Below are 14,885 nucleotides of genomic sequence, written 5' to 3' on the forward strand. Positions count from 1 at the left end.
TCAGATAGATTCGGCGTGGCCGCTCAGGATCGACGCGGTGACGAACAGGCCATGTGCCTCCAGGGAGCGCAGGTAGTCCTCAGCGGACATTTCCGGCCGCTTCAACCGAATGCGCAACGTCCGGATGGCGGCAACCGCCTTGCCCTCGTCGAGCGCGATGGTGTCCGCGATGAACTCGTCTGCGGTTCGCGTTTCGATGTTGAGCGGTGCGAGAATCGCTGCCGGGAAATCGCTGATGTTTTCGGTCACGACAGCCTGGGCCTGCGTCTGGACTGCAGCGGCCAGCACATGTTCGTCATTGGCGTCGGGAAGTCCGAATTTCAGGGCCGCAACTGAAGCGTGCGCCTCAACGAGAGCCTCGGGAAAAGCCTGGTGTATGGCGTCGACGGATCGAGCGGCCCTTGTCGGTGCGTCAGCGAACCCTCGCTCGGCAAAGATCTTGTCCAATGCCGCACGAGTCTCATCAAGGATACGTTGCGACCAGCGCACACGAAAGAATTCTGCCTCGGCGAGAGTGAGCAGCAGATCACGACGCGGCGCGCTGACCAGTGTGCAGGCATCGACCAGAGCGGTGTAGCGATTGGCGAACATGGCAGGTTCAGATCAATACAGGTCCGAGCCGTCCGCAATCAGTTCGTCCATCGCCTTCGAACGGATCTTATCGCGCTCCGCCTTGTACGCGAACACGTCCTCGGCCTTGAGCCGCCGATGCCGTCCTACCATGCTGTGCGGGATGTCACCCTTCTCGATCAACCTGATCAGGTAAGGACGGGACATGTTAAGCAGATCTGCTGCCTGCTGCGTCGTCAACATCTGCTGGATCGGCACGAGCGTGACGGCATCCCCGCTCCCGATGTGACGCAACAACTCGAGGAACAGGTCCGACATCGCTGGTGTCAGCGTGATCTCGACCGGTTTCCTGGTCTTTGGATCGGGAACGCGCAACTTGGCCTCGCCGGCCTTCTGCGAGGCAAGGATGCGCCGAAGCTGGTTGGCGATCTGGCGATCGTCGGCAGAGGGCAGCCTGTTGCCGAAGGGCAAGGCATTGGCTGGCAGTGTCATCGTGTCTCTCCGCTGATGGCGATATTCCCTAGCGCATATTCGCAATAAACGCAACCAAGTTGTGCAATCTGGGTTCCGCGGACGATCCGGGCCGTGAGGCATAAATCTAAAATCTATGCCTCACGGCATCGAGCGAGCCACCTTGGGACGCGCAGTCTTTCCCGCGAAATCGGGCATTCCTGAAATCGTGAGGGGAGGGGGGCTGGAAGGGGTGAGCCGAAGGGCTCGGCCAAATCCGGCTTTCAGGAGCACCCCCATGAACGATATCGAGTTGATCCCGCTCGGCAAGCTGCGCTTGTCCGAAGCCAACGTCCGCAGACAAGACAGCAACCTCTTCATCGAGGAATTGGCCGCCAATATCGAGGCCAAAGGCCTCCTCCAGAACCTGATCGTCGTGCCCGCCAAGAAGCGAGGGCTTTTCGACGTGACCGCAGGCGGTCGCCGCCTGCGCGCCCTCAACTTCCTTCTGACGGCCGGCAAGCTCCCCAAGGACCACCCCATCGCCTGCCGGGTGCTCGACATCGATGCCGCCGAGCAGTCCGAACTCTCGCTGATCGAGAATGTCATTCGCCTTGACATGACGCCGACCGACGAGATTCGCGCCTACAAGCACTTCGTGGGCGAAGGCGCGGACCTCGACGCGATCGCCAAGCGGTTCGGCCGCACCCGCCGGTTCATCGAAGGCCGCCTGCGGCTTGCGGACCTTGCCGATCCGATCTTCGCCGCGCTCGAAGAGGGCAAGATCACCCTCGACGTCGCCAAGGCCTATGCGACCACGCCCAATCACGAGCGCCAGATGATGGTCTGGAACGAGCTGTCGAACTCCTGGCAGGGCAACAATCCGGACTCGATCCGCCGCATGGTCACGCACAGCGCGATCCGCTCATCCTCGCCGATGGCCAAGCTGGCGAGCGAGGCCGACTACCTCGCGGCCGGTGGCAAGATCGAGCGCGACCTGTTCACCGAGGACGGCGGCGAGACCTGGATCGATGCCGACATTGCCCAGCGTATTGCCGGCGAGAAGCTCCAGGCCTTTGCGGCCGAGATCGCCCAAGCCTCCGGTTATGCCTGGGTGCGCCCGATCCTCGAGACCCGTGTCACCTATAACGCGACCGAAAACCTCCACCAGGTCGATCTCGAACCGGCACCGCTCACCGAGGAGGAACAGGTCGAGGCCGACAAACTGCTCGAGACGATCTCGGCGCTCGAAGCCGAAAGCGAAACCCTCGACGAAGACGACGAGGCCGCTGCCGCCGAGTTCCAGGAGCGCTGGGATGCCGCAAGCAGCGCCTACGATGCGCTCCACGACAAGCCCCCGGTGATCCCGGAGGAAATGAAGGCCAACGTCGGCTGCTTCGTGATCATCGGCGCCGATGGCCGGCCTGCGGTTGCAAGCGGCCTCTACAGCGACAAGCCGCTCGAACGCCGTAAGGCACGTGGGTCCGACGCGAGCGAGGGTGCCAGCGGAGCAGGGGAGGGCGGTAGCGCCGCTACGGCCCCCAAGCTGTTGTCGCAGAAGCTGGTCGAAGAGCTCGCTGTCCAGCGCCGCGACATTCTCGCGATCAACCTCGCCTCAAACCCGGCGATCGCACTCGACTACCTGATCTTCGCCATCGCCGACTCCCGTGCGCTCTACAGTGCGCAGGCCCTGGGCACGACGCTCCGCGCGCCGTCGCCCTCGCTCACCCTCGCCAACTACCCGGAAAGCCCGGCGCATACGCTGATGGCCGACATGCGCGAGACGCTCGACCTGTCCTGGACCGAGCACTGCCGCACGGTCGACCGGTTCTCCGCGTTCAGCGCGCTCGACGACGATGCCAAGGCAAGCTGGCTTGCCTTGTGCATGGCCAAGACGCTCGAGGCCAGCATGGGGATCGACAAGAAGGCGGGCCAGCCCGGCCCTGAGCCGATCGACCTTCACGACCATCTCGCCGCCCTGATGGGGATCAAGGTCGCCAGCCACTGGCGGCCGACCTCGGCCAACTACTTCGACCGGGTAGCCAAGCAGACCCTGCTCGGCCATGTCCGCGAAGTCGGCGGGCCGGCCATGGCAGCAAGCTTCATGGGCTCGAAGAAGAGCGACCTCTCGGCCAGCTGCGAGAAGCTGTTCGCAGGCGAAACAATTGTTGCCCCCGAGATCAGGGAAGCAGCACTCGCCTGGGTGCCCGAAGCCATGCGCTTCCGGGTGCTCGCCGCGAGCGCGCCCTGTGAGGAGGCACCGGTCGAGCACGAACCTGCCCAAGAGGAGGACGTCGCAACCAGCGAGACCGTCGACGCCTGAACCAGCCTTGTCGGCACGCTGGCCAGCGCCCACCGTCGCTCTGGGGCAGCGTGCCGGTCCCTCCAGGACACGACACCATGACCATGAACACCAGGCCAGGTGCGCGGGTCTCGCCTGAGGCGACCTCCAGGGTTACCTTGTATGCTGGGTCTGCAATCTCGAACTGCCAGGATGAGGCTGAAGTGCGGGCAGGGGCGGGGCAGTCTCCGCGCCGACACAAGCAGCTGGCGGTGGCTGGAGCGTCGGTTCATTACGAACAGAGCGATCTATCTACGGTCTGGCGAGATACATCACTTGCGATCACGAGATATCCGACAGCCACGCATGGCTTCATGCCGACGAAATCGCAAATGTTGCTGCAAGGCCGGGGCGAGCTTCAGCCCTTGTGCATGCCGACCTCGTAAACGCTTGCAGGCGCGACCGAGCTGCAAGCTGTCTCTCCTTGACGCACATCGCTTCCAACCACACCTCGGATTGAATGCCGCGAGGAATGACGCTTTATAGCGGCAAAATCTCCGGAGCATTGCAATGGCGATACAGAACTACGCTGACAACGGTGCGTTCGCTCCGCGCAAGGTCGTCGATGTGCTGCGCACCACCAGCGACGAACTGGCACGCTCGCTGGGCCTCGGCAAGAACGCGATCCAGCGCAAGGACCGGATCGCGTCGACACGCACCCAGCGCCGCCTTCGCCAGATGGTCGAAGTGCTCAACAAGGTCGAGCCGCGCTTCTCGGGCCAGACCGCAATGCAGCTCGTGCAGAACAACCGGGCCGATGACGTGCTGGCCTATATCGACGCTGTCGACACCGGCATTCACGCCTAGCCTCATGCACTTCGCCGGGCTGCTCTACCGCGCCCACAATCCGGTCTGGTCCCGCGAACCGTTCTCGGGGGAAGGGGGCTGCCCGGTTTGGCGGACGGTTCAATCGCATGTGGCGCGCGGCGCTCTATACTTCGCTTGCGCCTCAGACGGCACTGCGTGAGGCCAATCAGGTCGGCACGTTGCAGCCGACCACCCTGGTAGCCTATCGGGCCGATATCGGGCCTTTGCTGGATGGCCGCGATACAGCCGTACTCCAGCCCTTCGGCATGGCGCCGGCGGAGCTTGGCGGCCCAAGCTGGCGGGACCGGATGCTCTCTGGAAAGCCCGTGCCCACGCAGGACCTCGCCGAGGCCGCGATTGCGCAAGGCTATGTCGGCATTGTCGTGTCGAGCTACGCCCGCGGCGCTCCCGCCGACGCTCTCAACCTCGTCCTGTGGGAGTGGGAAGGGCGCGTCACGCTCGTCGATGACGACGACCGGCTTGGCCTGCGCGCTCCGTGACTTCTGCCGCCGAGCCGAGATACCACGAGGGCCCCTCGAGGCAGTCGGCCGAGCATGTTCGGACAGGCCCTTCGGGATCGCTCGCGGCCACAGGATCGACGGGCGGTCCAAGCTGATGGCCCGGGCGATGAATCTGTTCCCTGCATCGCGCAGTAAGGGACGCAGGACAACGAACAGCCATGCAAGGTCATCCAGTGCCTGGACGATGCCCAAGCCCCGTCAGCTGTCGAAGACAGCCCCGACAGGGCTCGCAAGCCGGTATTGGAGCTTTCGGAGCTATGCCGGCAGTAGCCGGTCCGGATTCCGGCGAGAGATCGAGGTTCGGTGCGCAGTCGCCCAGATCGGGGACCCTTGTCGACCTTGACAATCGCAAAGCGGCACGCGTCATTGCGCACCTGCCGCACGATAGCGGGCAGCCTTGTGCGGACACTGCCTGTCGGCCCGCTCGCCGACGGAGGCCCTGATCTGGCCTACTGCCGTTGTTCCTCGACATGCTTCTGGAACCCGACGCGAGGGAAACCAAGACGTCAGGGTCCGGTCGGTCAGCTGCCTTACGCCAGCATCGCTGAACCGCATCGCCCGGCATGGCAATGCGGGGGCTGATGAGGCGCGGCTGACGCTGCGCGAGAAGAGGCCTTGCAGAACCGCAGCAGGTGATGCCTCAGGGCCAGGTTGCGAGCATCGAACGTTTCCCTGGAACAGCCCGCACAGGAGACTGCCACAGCTCTCGCTGGTGTGACAGGAGGGAGAGAAAGCGGGTGTGGGGATCACGGGCTGAAGGAGGGGAGGAGAGCTCCTGTCTGCCCGTCGTGAAAGGTCCGCCATGTCCCGAACCCACCCTTCAACGCCGCGAGCCGATGTCTATTCGCGCATCACCCACGAAATTGTTTCTGCCATCGAGTCCGGCGCCGGCAATTGGCGTATGCCTTGGCATCATGATGGCGCTGCCACGGCCCGAGCGCAGAACGTTGCCTCACGCCGCCGTTATCGGGGTGTCAACGTGCTGGCGCTATGGATCGCCGCAAGGGCGAGCAGCTACTCCAGCGGTCTTTGGGGGACCTATCGTCAATGGGCAGCGCTTGGCGCGCAAGTTCGCAAGGGAGAGCGCGGAACGACTGTCGTGCTCTGGAAGCAGGTGGCCTCACCTGCCAGTGACGATCATGGCGACGACCAAGCCGGCCCTGCCTGCATGTTCGCCCGGGCCTTCACAGTGTTCAACCTCGCACAGGTCGAGGGCTATGAGCCCCTCCCGGTCGCGGTCTTGCCCGAAAGCGAGCGGCTCGCACATGCCGAGGCTTTCGTGGCAGCCCTGAAGGTTCCGGTTACCGAGGGCGCTTACGATGCGCATTACCGGATCGATCTCGATCACATCTTCATGCCGCACTTCTCCTCGTTTCGGGATGCGTCGGCACACATGGCCACTCTTCTGCACGAGGCAGCCCACGCTACAGGAGCAAGGCACCGGCTCGACCGCAACTTCTCCGCAAGGTTCAAGCGCGACAGCCTGGCAATGGAGGAGATCTGTGCTGAACTGACAGCATCCTTCGTGCTTGCCGACCTCGGAATCGCCCACCATCCGCGCGCCGATCATTCTGCTTACGTTGCATCGTGGTTGCGCGTGCTGAAAGACGATCATCGCGCCATCTTCTCTGCCGCCAGCAAGGCTCAGGCTGCTGCTGACTGGATGCACGCCCAGCAGCCCCAGCCTGAGGAGTTCGCTGCATGACCTGCGCTTTGGAAGTCTACGCGGGAAGGCACATGGCGCTGGCATGTCAGGAATGTGGAAGCGCTCTGTCCGGCAATCTTTGTGTCCAACAGCGCCTCCCCGATAAGCGCCACGACCGCCGCGCCTGCGCCATCCAGTGCTGATGCGGCCAGGTCGGGGGGTGAGCAACCACTCCTGCCTCGTCGTCGTCCTTGCCATGCCGACGCGTTTCCCCGCGCTTTTCGTCCGCGAGGCCGCAAACTCAAAAATCCGCGCCAAAGGGCGCTAGTTGAGGAGAAGAGACCATGGGTTGGCTATTCATGTCACGCGATGGCATGGCTCCGTTCGCCACGCCGCAAGCCTATCTCGACAACCAGTGCACCTATCCGCCCGACCCCGACAGGGGCCGGACGACGGGCCTGCGTGTCCTGAAGTCGACGGTTCGTTCAGGTGCCTACTACGCCGCCTGCCAGAGCTACGACGCTGATGGCCCGCGCGAGACTTTCGCGATCATCTGCCTCGTCAAATGGAAGCCCGCCGCGCGCAGCAGCGAGGCGTTCGGCTACAAGGATCTCACCGAAACGATGGGGCCGTACAATTACGACTGCCCGGCCTCGATCCTCGACCTGCTCGGGCCACCCGGCAATGAACATGCCGCGCAGTGGCGCGAACACTGCCGTCAGCGCCTTGCCTTGACCGCGCGCCGCAAGCCGTCGCCCGGCGATATGCTGGTTCTCGCCGAGCCGCTGACCTTCACCGACGGGCAGAGCGAGCGGAGCTTTCGCGTAGTCCAGTCGGGCCACAAGACGATCCTGTGCCGCGTCAGCGATGGGGTCGGGGTAAAAATCAGCAGGCTGATGAGCAGGGCCTGGACGATCGTGCCGCCGGCCATCGCCCCGTCTGCCTCCTGACCTGGCAGCAAGCGGGCAGCGCCATGACGGATCGCGCGCCGAGGCAATGCTCGTCCAGCCGGATCGCCACACAGGTCGCCGAGCATGTCCAGGACCACTTAAGATATAGGAATGCAAGGCTCGACCAGGTCACCAACCGCGCGTTCCCGCCAGCGCTTCGCCACCCGCGAAAGCAGTACGAATGATCTGTCGAGCGCTTCAGAATGCGCCTGAGACAGATTGACTGTTCAGATAGCTGCTCGAAGACGCGCAGCGCGACTGGACGGCGATCGGCGGCTTGCCGTCGATATTCTCGATCTGGCTCGCTGGAAGATTGGCGAGGCAATCTACGCGCCCGAGGGAGCCCCGGGGCTGGGCATCGCCTTTCACGCTCAGGCTCGACGCTGCCGATGTCGCGGCGATAGATGGTGCGGCGAAGGGGAAGGGGCACCGGCAAGGCTCTCAGCCAAGCCATGAGATGCACGCCGCATGTCCAGCGCGGCTTGAGAAAGGGCTAGCCAACGGTGCCAGTGCCTCGAATAACGGTGAACCAGGGCAAGCGATCAAGCTCATGCCTCACAATGCTATCGCTATGGGCAAGCAGGGCGTGTCCCGGCCAACGCGTTACAAGCCCTGCGAAGAGTCCGCTCGCGCGCATGGATTATCGTCTCTTGCCGCGCCAAACCCGAGCGCTGCAAGATCGGCAAATGTGGTCCTGCTTCTGCCCGATCACCGAATCGTAATTTCTTGAATTCTATGGAGGTTATGCGATTTGAACCGGCAAAGGAATGATGATGCGCAACTGGATCGCTGCCCTCGCCCTGGTTGCAGCCTTGGCCTTTCCGGCACACGCTCAGGTTATAACGGGCAGTGCAACGGCAGCAGATGGCGATTCCCTTGTTGTCGCAGGCCAGAAGGTCCGCTTGTTCGGAATCGATGCGCCCGAACTTGCTCAGACATGCCAGCGCGATGGCGAGACCTGGGCCTGCGGCCAAGCGGCCAAAGAGCAACTTTCCGCCTTGATTGCAGGTGCCCAGGTCCATTGCAGACGCTTGAGCACAGACAGCTATGGCCGGGCTGTGTCTATCTGCAAGGCCGGTTCGGAAGACCTGAACAGGGTTCTGGTCGAGAATGGCTGGGCTACAGCCTATCGCGAGTACAGTCTCGACTATGTCGATGCGGAGCTTCGGGCCAAACGCTACGGCCTTGGCATCTGGAGCAGCACCTTCCAGATGCCAGCCGATTTTCGCCATGCAGGCCAACCTCGAGATCGTGCCGCTACCGCGCGAGCCTCCACGTCTCGCCCGTCGCGCGTGTCCGGTTGCGTGATCAAGGGAAATCGCAACAGGCGCGGCCAGTGGATCTATCATCTGCCGGGGATGCCCTATTACGAAGCCACCCGTCCGGAGGAAATCTTCTGTAGCGAGGCGGAGGCGCAAGCGGCAGGATACAGGCGGGCCATCGTGCGGCCGTGAGATGCAGCGCACGCTCGAACCGTCAACGGCCGTGTTCACCCGGCGATCGACGGCCCGGCCATCTCCGCCGCTAAGGCACACCCGCAAAACCATTGCCGGAAAGTCGATGGCACGCTTGCATTAATCATGAATGGCAAGCCTTGCTTGCCATCGGTCAGATCATCCTATTGCCGGTGCTCTATCGATGAATTGCCGGCTCCCGGCATCCCTGTGGCACCGGATGGCCGTCAAGGTCGGCATGGCGCAGCCAGATGCGGCAGCCCGGTTGTGTGGGTTCGGCGATCATCGCCAAGGTGACTTTCGTTTCGCGTCAGGCCCGGTGGTCGGTCGTTGGCGGGAATTGCGGGGCGACTGCCAATTTGCGCATTGCGCAGCGGCTCAAGTTACGGCTCGTAACTGAACGTAGGGGTTGATCCAGGACGACACACAAAGATCGCCTGCAAGGCCTGGAAGGGAAGAACGGTCCTTCTCAGAGGAGCGAGAAAAGCTTGTCCATTGTGAAGGGTTTGCGCAGAAATTTCTCTCGATCGGTCAACGCCGCCGGCATTTCGGCATACCCTGTCATGTAGACTACGCGAGCATCCGGATCGCTGTCGAGGGCATGACGGCCAAGCATCCAGCCATCGACTTTGCCAGGCATCCTCAAGTCCGTGACGATCACGTCGAACCTGTGATCCGAACCCAGCAGGGCCATGGCAGCATCACCGTTCGAGGCACTTTCGACCTTGTAGCCGCCAAGTTCAAGCTCATCGACGAGAAGCTCGAGAAGCAACGGCTCATCGTCAACAGCCAGCACTCGCTTCATCTGCCCCTCCAACACGTCGCGGAAAAGAAAGCTTCACGCTGGTTCCAGTTCCCGGCTCGGACTCGATCTTGACCTGCCCACCGCTTTGCACCACGAATCCGAAGACCTGGCTCAAGCCAAGGCCGGTGCCAGAACCGACAGGCTTGGTCGTGAAGAACGGTTCGACCGCCCGTGAAATGGTCTCGCTGTCCATCCCGACGCCTTGATCTTTCACAAAGATAGCAACGGACCCACCTTCCAGGGCAGTGGTGATCCGCAAAAGACCACCTGCCGGCATCGCGTCCCGGGCATTGAGCGCGAGGTTCAGGATCGCTCCGTCGAACTGGTTCTTGTCGATCGCGATATCCAGGGACGCGGGCCACAAGTCCGTCTCGATCGTCATTTTCCCATCGGTCGTCTGTTCGATTAGCGGCACAAGATCGCAGACTGCCTGATTGACGTCGACCGGGACGATCAGGAGGGGCTGCTTGCGGGCAAAAGCGAGCAACTGACCGGTTAACCTTGCCGCCCGTTCGCTGGCTGAAAGGGCATTCTCGATGCTTCTTGCGGCCTTGTGCTCGTCACCAACTCCGCGCTTCAGACGCTCCAGATTGCCATTGATGATCGTCAAAAGATTATTGAAGTCATGTGCGATCCCTGCAGTCAACTGGCCCACTGCCTGCATTTTTAGCGACTGCCGCAGCATTTCTTCCGCACGTTGGCGCTCGGCCACCTCTTCATGCAATCGGTCAAGTGCGGATTGCAGCTGGCTCGGCGAGGGTACGGCAACCAACTTTGGTAGAAGTGGCCACAAAACAATCGCTGTCACGATCGAGACGCCTGCCGTGATGACCTTGACGAGCGCTTCGATACCGTATGCCGGAACCCACAAAACGAGAATGCTGATCAGGTGCGTTGTGCCACAGGCCAGGATGAAGAGGGCGAAAAGGCCCAGGACCCAACCGAATTCAAGGTCCGGACGACGCCTCAGAAACAGCCAGAGAACCACTGGAATTGAGTAATACGCCATTGCAATGAGCGCGTCGGCGATGACATGCGTCCAGACAAGACCCGGATCCCAAAGGAGGCAAAAGCCATGGGGCGGCAAGCCTGTCTGCAGGATAAAGCGCATTAACCTGTCGAGCATTTCCATCGATCGCTCCTAACAGGGTCGAGCATCGTCGCAATCGCCATTGGAAGCAATCGGCCTGCTTGCGCGGGGTGGCTTAATCCTGAGCCCCAATACAGGATTCTCCTCACGGACGTGATCGAGACTGTGTTGGATTGATCGCAAGCGCACTGTCGCCCTGTGCCGCCAAGCGGCTCCGCGACTGACGGGCAAGCACCCCTCGCCAGCAGGGCTCCCTGGACGGATTCCCAAACTCGGTGACTTATCACGGACCCGTTGAGTTCGTTCTTTATGCGGGCATTGGCCTAGCCTGCCTTGCCATAGAGGTTCAGCTTGGAGTTGAAGGCCGCGGTAACTCGAGCGCCGGCGGTGAAGGTCGCGGCCGGTGGAAAAGTCACGGTGCTATCGATGCCGTCGTCGTAAACGCTTCTTGCCTCGAAGACCGCGGATCTGCGGGTTTTCATGTGTCATGGATCCCCCGCAGCGGAACGCGGTCGAAGAAGGCGAAGCCCTGGGCTTGGGCGTCAAACACCATCTCCTGCGTCTCGCGGGGATAGGCCTGACATAGACCGGAAGATACCGCCACTTGCGCCTTTGAGTGTCGCTGGTCGAGCTAATTCAGCGCGAGACTCAACTAAATCGCGCTGTAAAAATGGGGGCCGCAGCCCCCACCTTATTTGGTGCAATCAAGTTGCTTGTTAACAACCAGACCTGCAATTTCTGAAACTTGAAAATACCATGTTGCTTGCAGTCGTCAATATCCCTCGTCAAAATCGGATATCGGCTTACAGCAGGATTTGCGATGGGTACGCGTCTCGGTCTCGACATTGGCACGAACAGCATTGGTTGGTGCCTTTTCAATCTTGATGGGGCAGGCAGGCCGATCGGTATACGCGACATCGGCGTTCGCATTTTCTCGGACGGGCGCGATCCCAGGTCAGGAGCGTCTCTTGCGGTTGAGCGACGAGTCGCACGCGCAATGCGGCGGCGGCGTGATCGCTATATTCGGCGTCGGTCAGCTCTGCTGGAGGCCCTGATGAACACTGGCCTCATGCCTGCTGACGTTCAGGAAGCCAAAGCCCTGACCGGGTGCGACCCTTATGTTCTGCGCGCGAAAGCGTTGGATAGAGCGTTGGATGCCCACCTTCTTGGCCGAGTGCTCTTCCATCTGAACCAGCGGCGAGGATTCAAATCGAACCGTAAGGCTGAGCGCAAAGCAGGGGATGACAAGGAGGGCGGCAAGATCGCGGACGGTGCAAAGGCGCTCGATCTGGCGATGCATGAAGCAGGCGCGCGCACCTATGGGGAGTTTCTGGCTGGCAGGGATGCAAAACGCGTGCGGATGCGCACGGAAGGAGATGGCTATGACTTTTACCCCGAGCGCCGCCATCTGGAAGCTGAGTTCGATGCAATCTGGGACGCGCAGGCCGCATATAATCCTGCGTTGCTGACCGATGTTGTCCGCGACCGCTTGCGGCGCATCATCTTTTTCCAGCGACCATTGAAGGCACCGAAAGTCGGAGGCTGCACCTTTTTCAACGAAGAGCCACGCCTGCCCAAGGCCCACCCGCTGTTTCAGGAACGGCGGTTGTATGAAGAGGTCAATCAGCTTGAAATCACCAGAGCGGGAGCACCATCTCGAAAGCTGACGCTCGACCAGCGCGACAAGATCATTCTCAAACTCAAATCGGCAAAGACTGCGAGTTTCTCAGCCCTAGCGAGACTGCTGAAGCTCGCTGATGGTGAGAGCTTCAACAAGGCTACCGAAAACCGCACTGGTCTTGCCGGCGATGATATCTTCACCTCATTCAGCGACAAAAGGTGCTTTGGTGATCGTTGGGCGCATTTCGATCCCGGCGTTCAATGGTCAATTATCGAGACGGTGGCAGAGGAGGAAGATCCGGTGCGCCTGCGCGACTGGTTGATGGCCACGCACGGTGTCACTGTGGAACAGGCGGAAGCAATTGGGCGTGTGCGCCTGCCAGAAGGCCATGGGCGCCTCGGCGAAACGGCCAGCCGATTGATTCTCGCCCAACTAAAGTCGGGGTCGAAAGATGGACATCCGCTGACCTACAACGAGGCAGTGGAAGCCGCGCTCGGAAAGTCGCACAGCGATTTCCGCACCGGCGAGAGACTGGACCAGCTACCTTACTACGGTGAAATCCTCTCCAGGGAAATTCCGCCCGGCTCGCTCGATCCGGACGACGACGACGAAATACGCTGGGGCAAGATCACAAATCCCACGGTCCATATCGGCCTGAACCAGCTCCGCCGCCTGGTGAATGCCCTTATCAAGGCTCATGGCCGCCCCGATGAGATCGTTATCGAACTGGCACGCGAACTAAAGCTCAGCGAGAAAGGCAAGGCCGAACACAACCGGCGTATCAGCGCGAACACTCGCGCTGCTGAGGCCAGGTCGAAAAAACTGCTCGAAGGCGGACAGCCTGATACCGGGGCGAACCGGGCGCTCCTGAAACTGTGGGAAGACCTCAATCCAAACAATCCGCTCGACCGGTGCTGCCCGTTTTGCGGACGTCACATCGGGCAAATGGCATTGTTCTCAGGCGAAACCGAGATCGAACACATCATTCCCTTCTCGCGTTGCCTCGACGATAGCGTCGCAAACAAGGTCATCGCGCATCGCAGCTGCAAGCAGGAAAAGGGCAACAAGACGCCTTGGGAAGCCTGGGGACACACTGAACGCTGGGCGATCATCGCCGAGCAAGTGTCACGGCTCCATAAATCAAAGCAATGGCGCTTTGCTCCGGACGCAATGGAACGCATCGATCAAGAGGGCGGCTTTATTGCGCGTCAGCTGAGCGACACGCAATATCTGTCGCGGATGGTAGGGACCTATCTTTCGAGCCTTTATCCCGACACTGCGGCGGTTCATGTCATTTCCGGTCGCATGACTGCGATGCTGCGGCGCCTATGGGGTTTGAACGAGCTTCTGCCCGATCATAACTACGTCGAGAATCCTCATAGCGGCGCGCCCAAGAATCGCCTCGATCATCGCCACCATGCAATTGATGCCGCCGTTGTCGGGGTCACGACACGGGGTCTGTTGAACGAGATTTCGAAGGCGGCAGGCCGCGCCGAGGGTGAGAATGTCGACGGGCTTTTCATCGATCTGCCCAAGCCTTGGGAAACATTCCGCGAAGACCTTCGTGAGTCTCTGTCGCGCGTCGTTGTCAGTCACAAGGCCGATCATGGCCGCAAGGGCGTTCCGGCAAAGGGCAAGGATGCCACCGCCGCACGGCTGCACAACGAAACTGCCTACGGACTGACCGGCCTGACCAGCGAAAGCGGCTTGCCGATTGTCGTCCACCGTGTGCCTCTGCTCAGCCTCAAGCCGGATGACCTCTCCAATCCCATCCGCATCCCGGACGCTGCTTTGCAGCGGGCACTGCGGGAGGCCACTGACGGCAAATCGGGTAAGGATTTCCAGGAGGCGCTGGCCCAGTTCTCCAAATCAGACCCTGTGTTCAAGGGTATACGGCATGTCAGAGTGCGGGAAACATTGAAGGTCATCCCGATCCGTGACGCATCGGGTCATGCCTTCAAAGCCTATAAGGGCGATGCCAACGCGCGATATGACGTGTGGCGGATGCCGGACGGAAAATGGGTATCAAGCTGGAGGGACAGGGACGGGAAAGCTCATTCGGGCATCATAACCATGTTTGAAGCGCACCAGGCCGGCCAGCCTGTCCAGCGCCCACACCCAGCGGCGAAGAGAGTTTTGAGTTTGCGCCAGAACGATTTGGTAGCGGTCGAGCCGCAAGGTCAGCCGCGCAAGATTTTGCGGGTCGTGAAATTTTCCAGTGGGGGACAGATTACCTTCGCAGAACATCAGGAAGCAGGACCCTTGAAAGCGCGAGACGCGACTTCGCCCGATATTGATCCCTTCAAATATTTCTATTCTTCTGCTGGCGGCTTGCAGAAGGCCAGAGCCCGGCAGATTCGTATCGACGAACTTGGGCGCATCTTCGATCCCGGGCCGCGTTAACCTCTCACTATCGATGATGCGCCAGCCTCCATCTCCAAAAGGCTGACCTTGGATCGTGTTGTCGATATTGTCTCGGATGATCTGAACCTGTCGGCGCATCGCGGATCTTTGGTTGTCAGCCTTGATCGTGAGGAACAGGGCGGGGCGCTCGACGATATTCAAGCGGCTATCGTTCATGCGCACGGTGTGACCTGAAAGACCAGACCTGTCGTGGCGCTCGCAGAACAC

The 14,885-nt window shown here is 61.2% G+C and carries 13 protein-coding genes; 8 read left to right on the forward strand and 5 right to left on the reverse strand.

Annotation, left to right across the window (positions count from 1 at the left end; translation table 11 throughout):
* Together IM701_RS18685 and IM701_RS18690 are read right to left on the reverse strand one after the other, a co-directional pair.
* Nucleotides 1–591 (reverse strand): PIN domain-containing protein, encoded by a 591-nt coding sequence (locus IM701_RS18685; protein WP_039338235.1) that lies wholly within the window; start codon nt 589–591, stop codon nt 1–3.
* Nucleotides 592–603: 12 nt separating this feature from the next.
* Nucleotides 604–1,062, reverse strand: a complete 459-nt coding sequence (locus IM701_RS18690) for a helix-turn-helix domain-containing protein (protein WP_039338233.1) — start codon at nt 1,060–1,062, stop codon at nt 604–606.
* 256 nt (nt 1,063–1,318) lie between these two features.
* On the opposite strand from IM701_RS18690, the gene IM701_RS18695 reads away from it, so the two are divergent.
* The 6 genes from IM701_RS18695 (at nt 1,319) to IM701_RS18725 (ending at nt 8,738) form a co-directional block, all read left to right on the forward strand.
* Complete coding sequence (locus IM701_RS18695) at nt 1,319–3,343, forward strand: ParB/RepB/Spo0J family partition protein (RefSeq protein ID WP_193828995.1); 2,025 nt, start codon at nt 1,319–1,321, stop codon at nt 3,341–3,343.
* Nucleotides 3,344–3,871: 528 nt separating this feature from the next.
* Entirely contained in the window at nt 3,872–4,168 is a 297-nt protein-coding gene (locus tag IM701_RS18700) for a hypothetical protein (RefSeq protein ID WP_193828996.1), read from the forward strand.
* Between the two features lie 107 nt (nt 4,169–4,275).
* Nucleotides 4,276–4,668, forward strand: coding sequence for an RES family NAD+ phosphorylase (locus tag IM701_RS18705; protein ID WP_370584386.1), 393 nt, complete (start codon nt 4,276–4,278; stop codon nt 4,666–4,668).
* A gap of 823 nt (nt 4,669–5,491) precedes the next feature.
* Entirely contained in the window at nt 5,492–6,394 is a 903-nt protein-coding gene (locus tag IM701_RS18710) for an ArdC family protein (protein ID WP_193828997.1), read from the forward strand.
* A 284-nt stretch (nt 6,395–6,678) separates the two neighbouring features.
* Nucleotides 6,679–7,284 (forward strand): hypothetical protein, encoded by a 606-nt coding sequence (locus IM701_RS21980; protein WP_039338041.1) that lies wholly within the window; start codon nt 6,679–6,681, stop codon nt 7,282–7,284.
* A 773-nt stretch (nt 7,285–8,057) separates the two neighbouring features.
* Nucleotides 8,058–8,738, forward strand: coding sequence for a thermonuclease family protein (locus tag IM701_RS18725; protein WP_211257967.1), 681 nt, complete (start codon nt 8,058–8,060; stop codon nt 8,736–8,738).
* Nucleotides 8,739–9,207: 469 nt separating this feature from the next.
* On the opposite strand, the gene IM701_RS18730 is transcribed toward IM701_RS18725, so the two are convergent.
* From IM701_RS18730 to IM701_RS18740, 3 genes are all read right to left on the reverse strand, one after another.
* Entirely contained in the window at nt 9,208–9,543 is a 336-nt protein-coding gene (locus IM701_RS18730; protein WP_039338037.1) for a response regulator, read from the reverse strand.
* Nucleotides 9,521–10,675 carry an ATP-binding protein gene (locus tag IM701_RS18735; RefSeq protein ID WP_230487955.1) on the reverse strand — a complete coding sequence of 385 codons (1,155 nt, stop codon included), beginning with the start codon at nt 10,673–10,675 and terminating at the stop codon, nt 9,521–9,523. Before IM701_RS18735 ends, IM701_RS18730 begins: the two co-directional genes overlap by 23 nt.
* 281 nt (nt 10,676–10,956) lie before the next feature.
* Nucleotides 10,957–11,115, reverse strand: a complete 159-nt coding sequence (locus IM701_RS18740) for a hypothetical protein (protein WP_193828998.1) — start codon at nt 11,113–11,115, stop codon at nt 10,957–10,959.
* Between the two features lie 338 nt (nt 11,116–11,453).
* On the opposite strand from IM701_RS18740, the gene cas9 reads away from it, so the two are divergent.
* Both cas9 and IM701_RS18750 read left to right on the forward strand, forming a co-directional pair.
* Nucleotides 11,454–14,657, forward strand: a complete 3,204-nt coding sequence (cas9, locus tag IM701_RS18745; protein ID WP_193828999.1) for a type II CRISPR RNA-guided endonuclease Cas9 — start codon at nt 11,454–11,456, stop codon at nt 14,655–14,657.
* A 48-nt stretch (nt 14,658–14,705) separates the two neighbouring features.
* A complete protein-coding gene (locus tag IM701_RS18750) occupies nt 14,706–14,852 on the forward strand; it encodes a hypothetical protein (protein WP_156452209.1) in 147 nt (48 codons plus the stop codon).
* The last annotated feature ends 33 nt before the right edge of the window (nt 14,853–14,885 follow it).

It is taken from the genome of Novosphingobium sp. ES2-1, assembly GCF_015169775.1.
Taxonomy (GTDB): domain Bacteria; phylum Pseudomonadota; class Alphaproteobacteria; order Sphingomonadales; family Sphingomonadaceae; genus Novosphingobium; species Novosphingobium subterraneum.

Bases quoted from the DNA above. Each gene is read 5' to 3' on its own strand.
- IM701_RS18705 (WP_370584386.1), top strand. From the start codon at position 4,276: ATGTGGCGCGCGGCGCTCTATACTTCGCTTGCGCCTCAGACGGCACTG.
- cas9 (WP_193828999.1), top strand. From the start codon at position 11,454: ATGGGTACGCGTCTCGGTCTCGACATTGGCACGAACAGCATTGGTTGG.
- IM701_RS18690 (WP_039338233.1), bottom strand. From the start codon at position 1,062: ATGACACTGCCAGCCAATGCCTTGCCCTTCGGCAACAGGCTGCCCTCT.
- IM701_RS18725 (WP_211257967.1), top strand. From the start codon at position 8,058: ATGCGCAACTGGATCGCTGCCCTCGCCCTGGTTGCAGCCTTGGCCTTT.
- IM701_RS21980 (WP_039338041.1), top strand. From the start codon at position 6,679: ATGGGTTGGCTATTCATGTCACGCGATGGCATGGCTCCGTTCGCCACG.
- IM701_RS18740 (WP_193828998.1), bottom strand. From the start codon at position 11,115: ATGAAAACCCGCAGATCCGCGGTCTTCGAGGCAAGAAGCGTTTACGAC.
- IM701_RS18730 (WP_039338037.1), bottom strand. From the start codon at position 9,543: ATGAAGCGAGTGCTGGCTGTTGACGATGAGCCGTTGCTTCTCGAGCTT.
- IM701_RS18710 (WP_193828997.1), top strand. From the start codon at position 5,492: ATGTCCCGAACCCACCCTTCAACGCCGCGAGCCGATGTCTATTCGCGC.
- IM701_RS18685 (WP_039338235.1), bottom strand. From the start codon at position 591: ATGTTCGCCAATCGCTACACCGCTCTGGTCGATGCCTGCACACTGGTC.
- IM701_RS18700 (WP_193828996.1), top strand. From the start codon at position 3,872: ATGGCGATACAGAACTACGCTGACAACGGTGCGTTCGCTCCGCGCAAG.
- IM701_RS18695 (WP_193828995.1), top strand. From the start codon at position 1,319: ATGAACGATATCGAGTTGATCCCGCTCGGCAAGCTGCGCTTGTCCGAA.
- IM701_RS18735 (WP_230487955.1), bottom strand. From the start codon at position 10,675: ATGGAAATGCTCGACAGGTTAATGCGCTTTATCCTGCAGACAGGCTTG.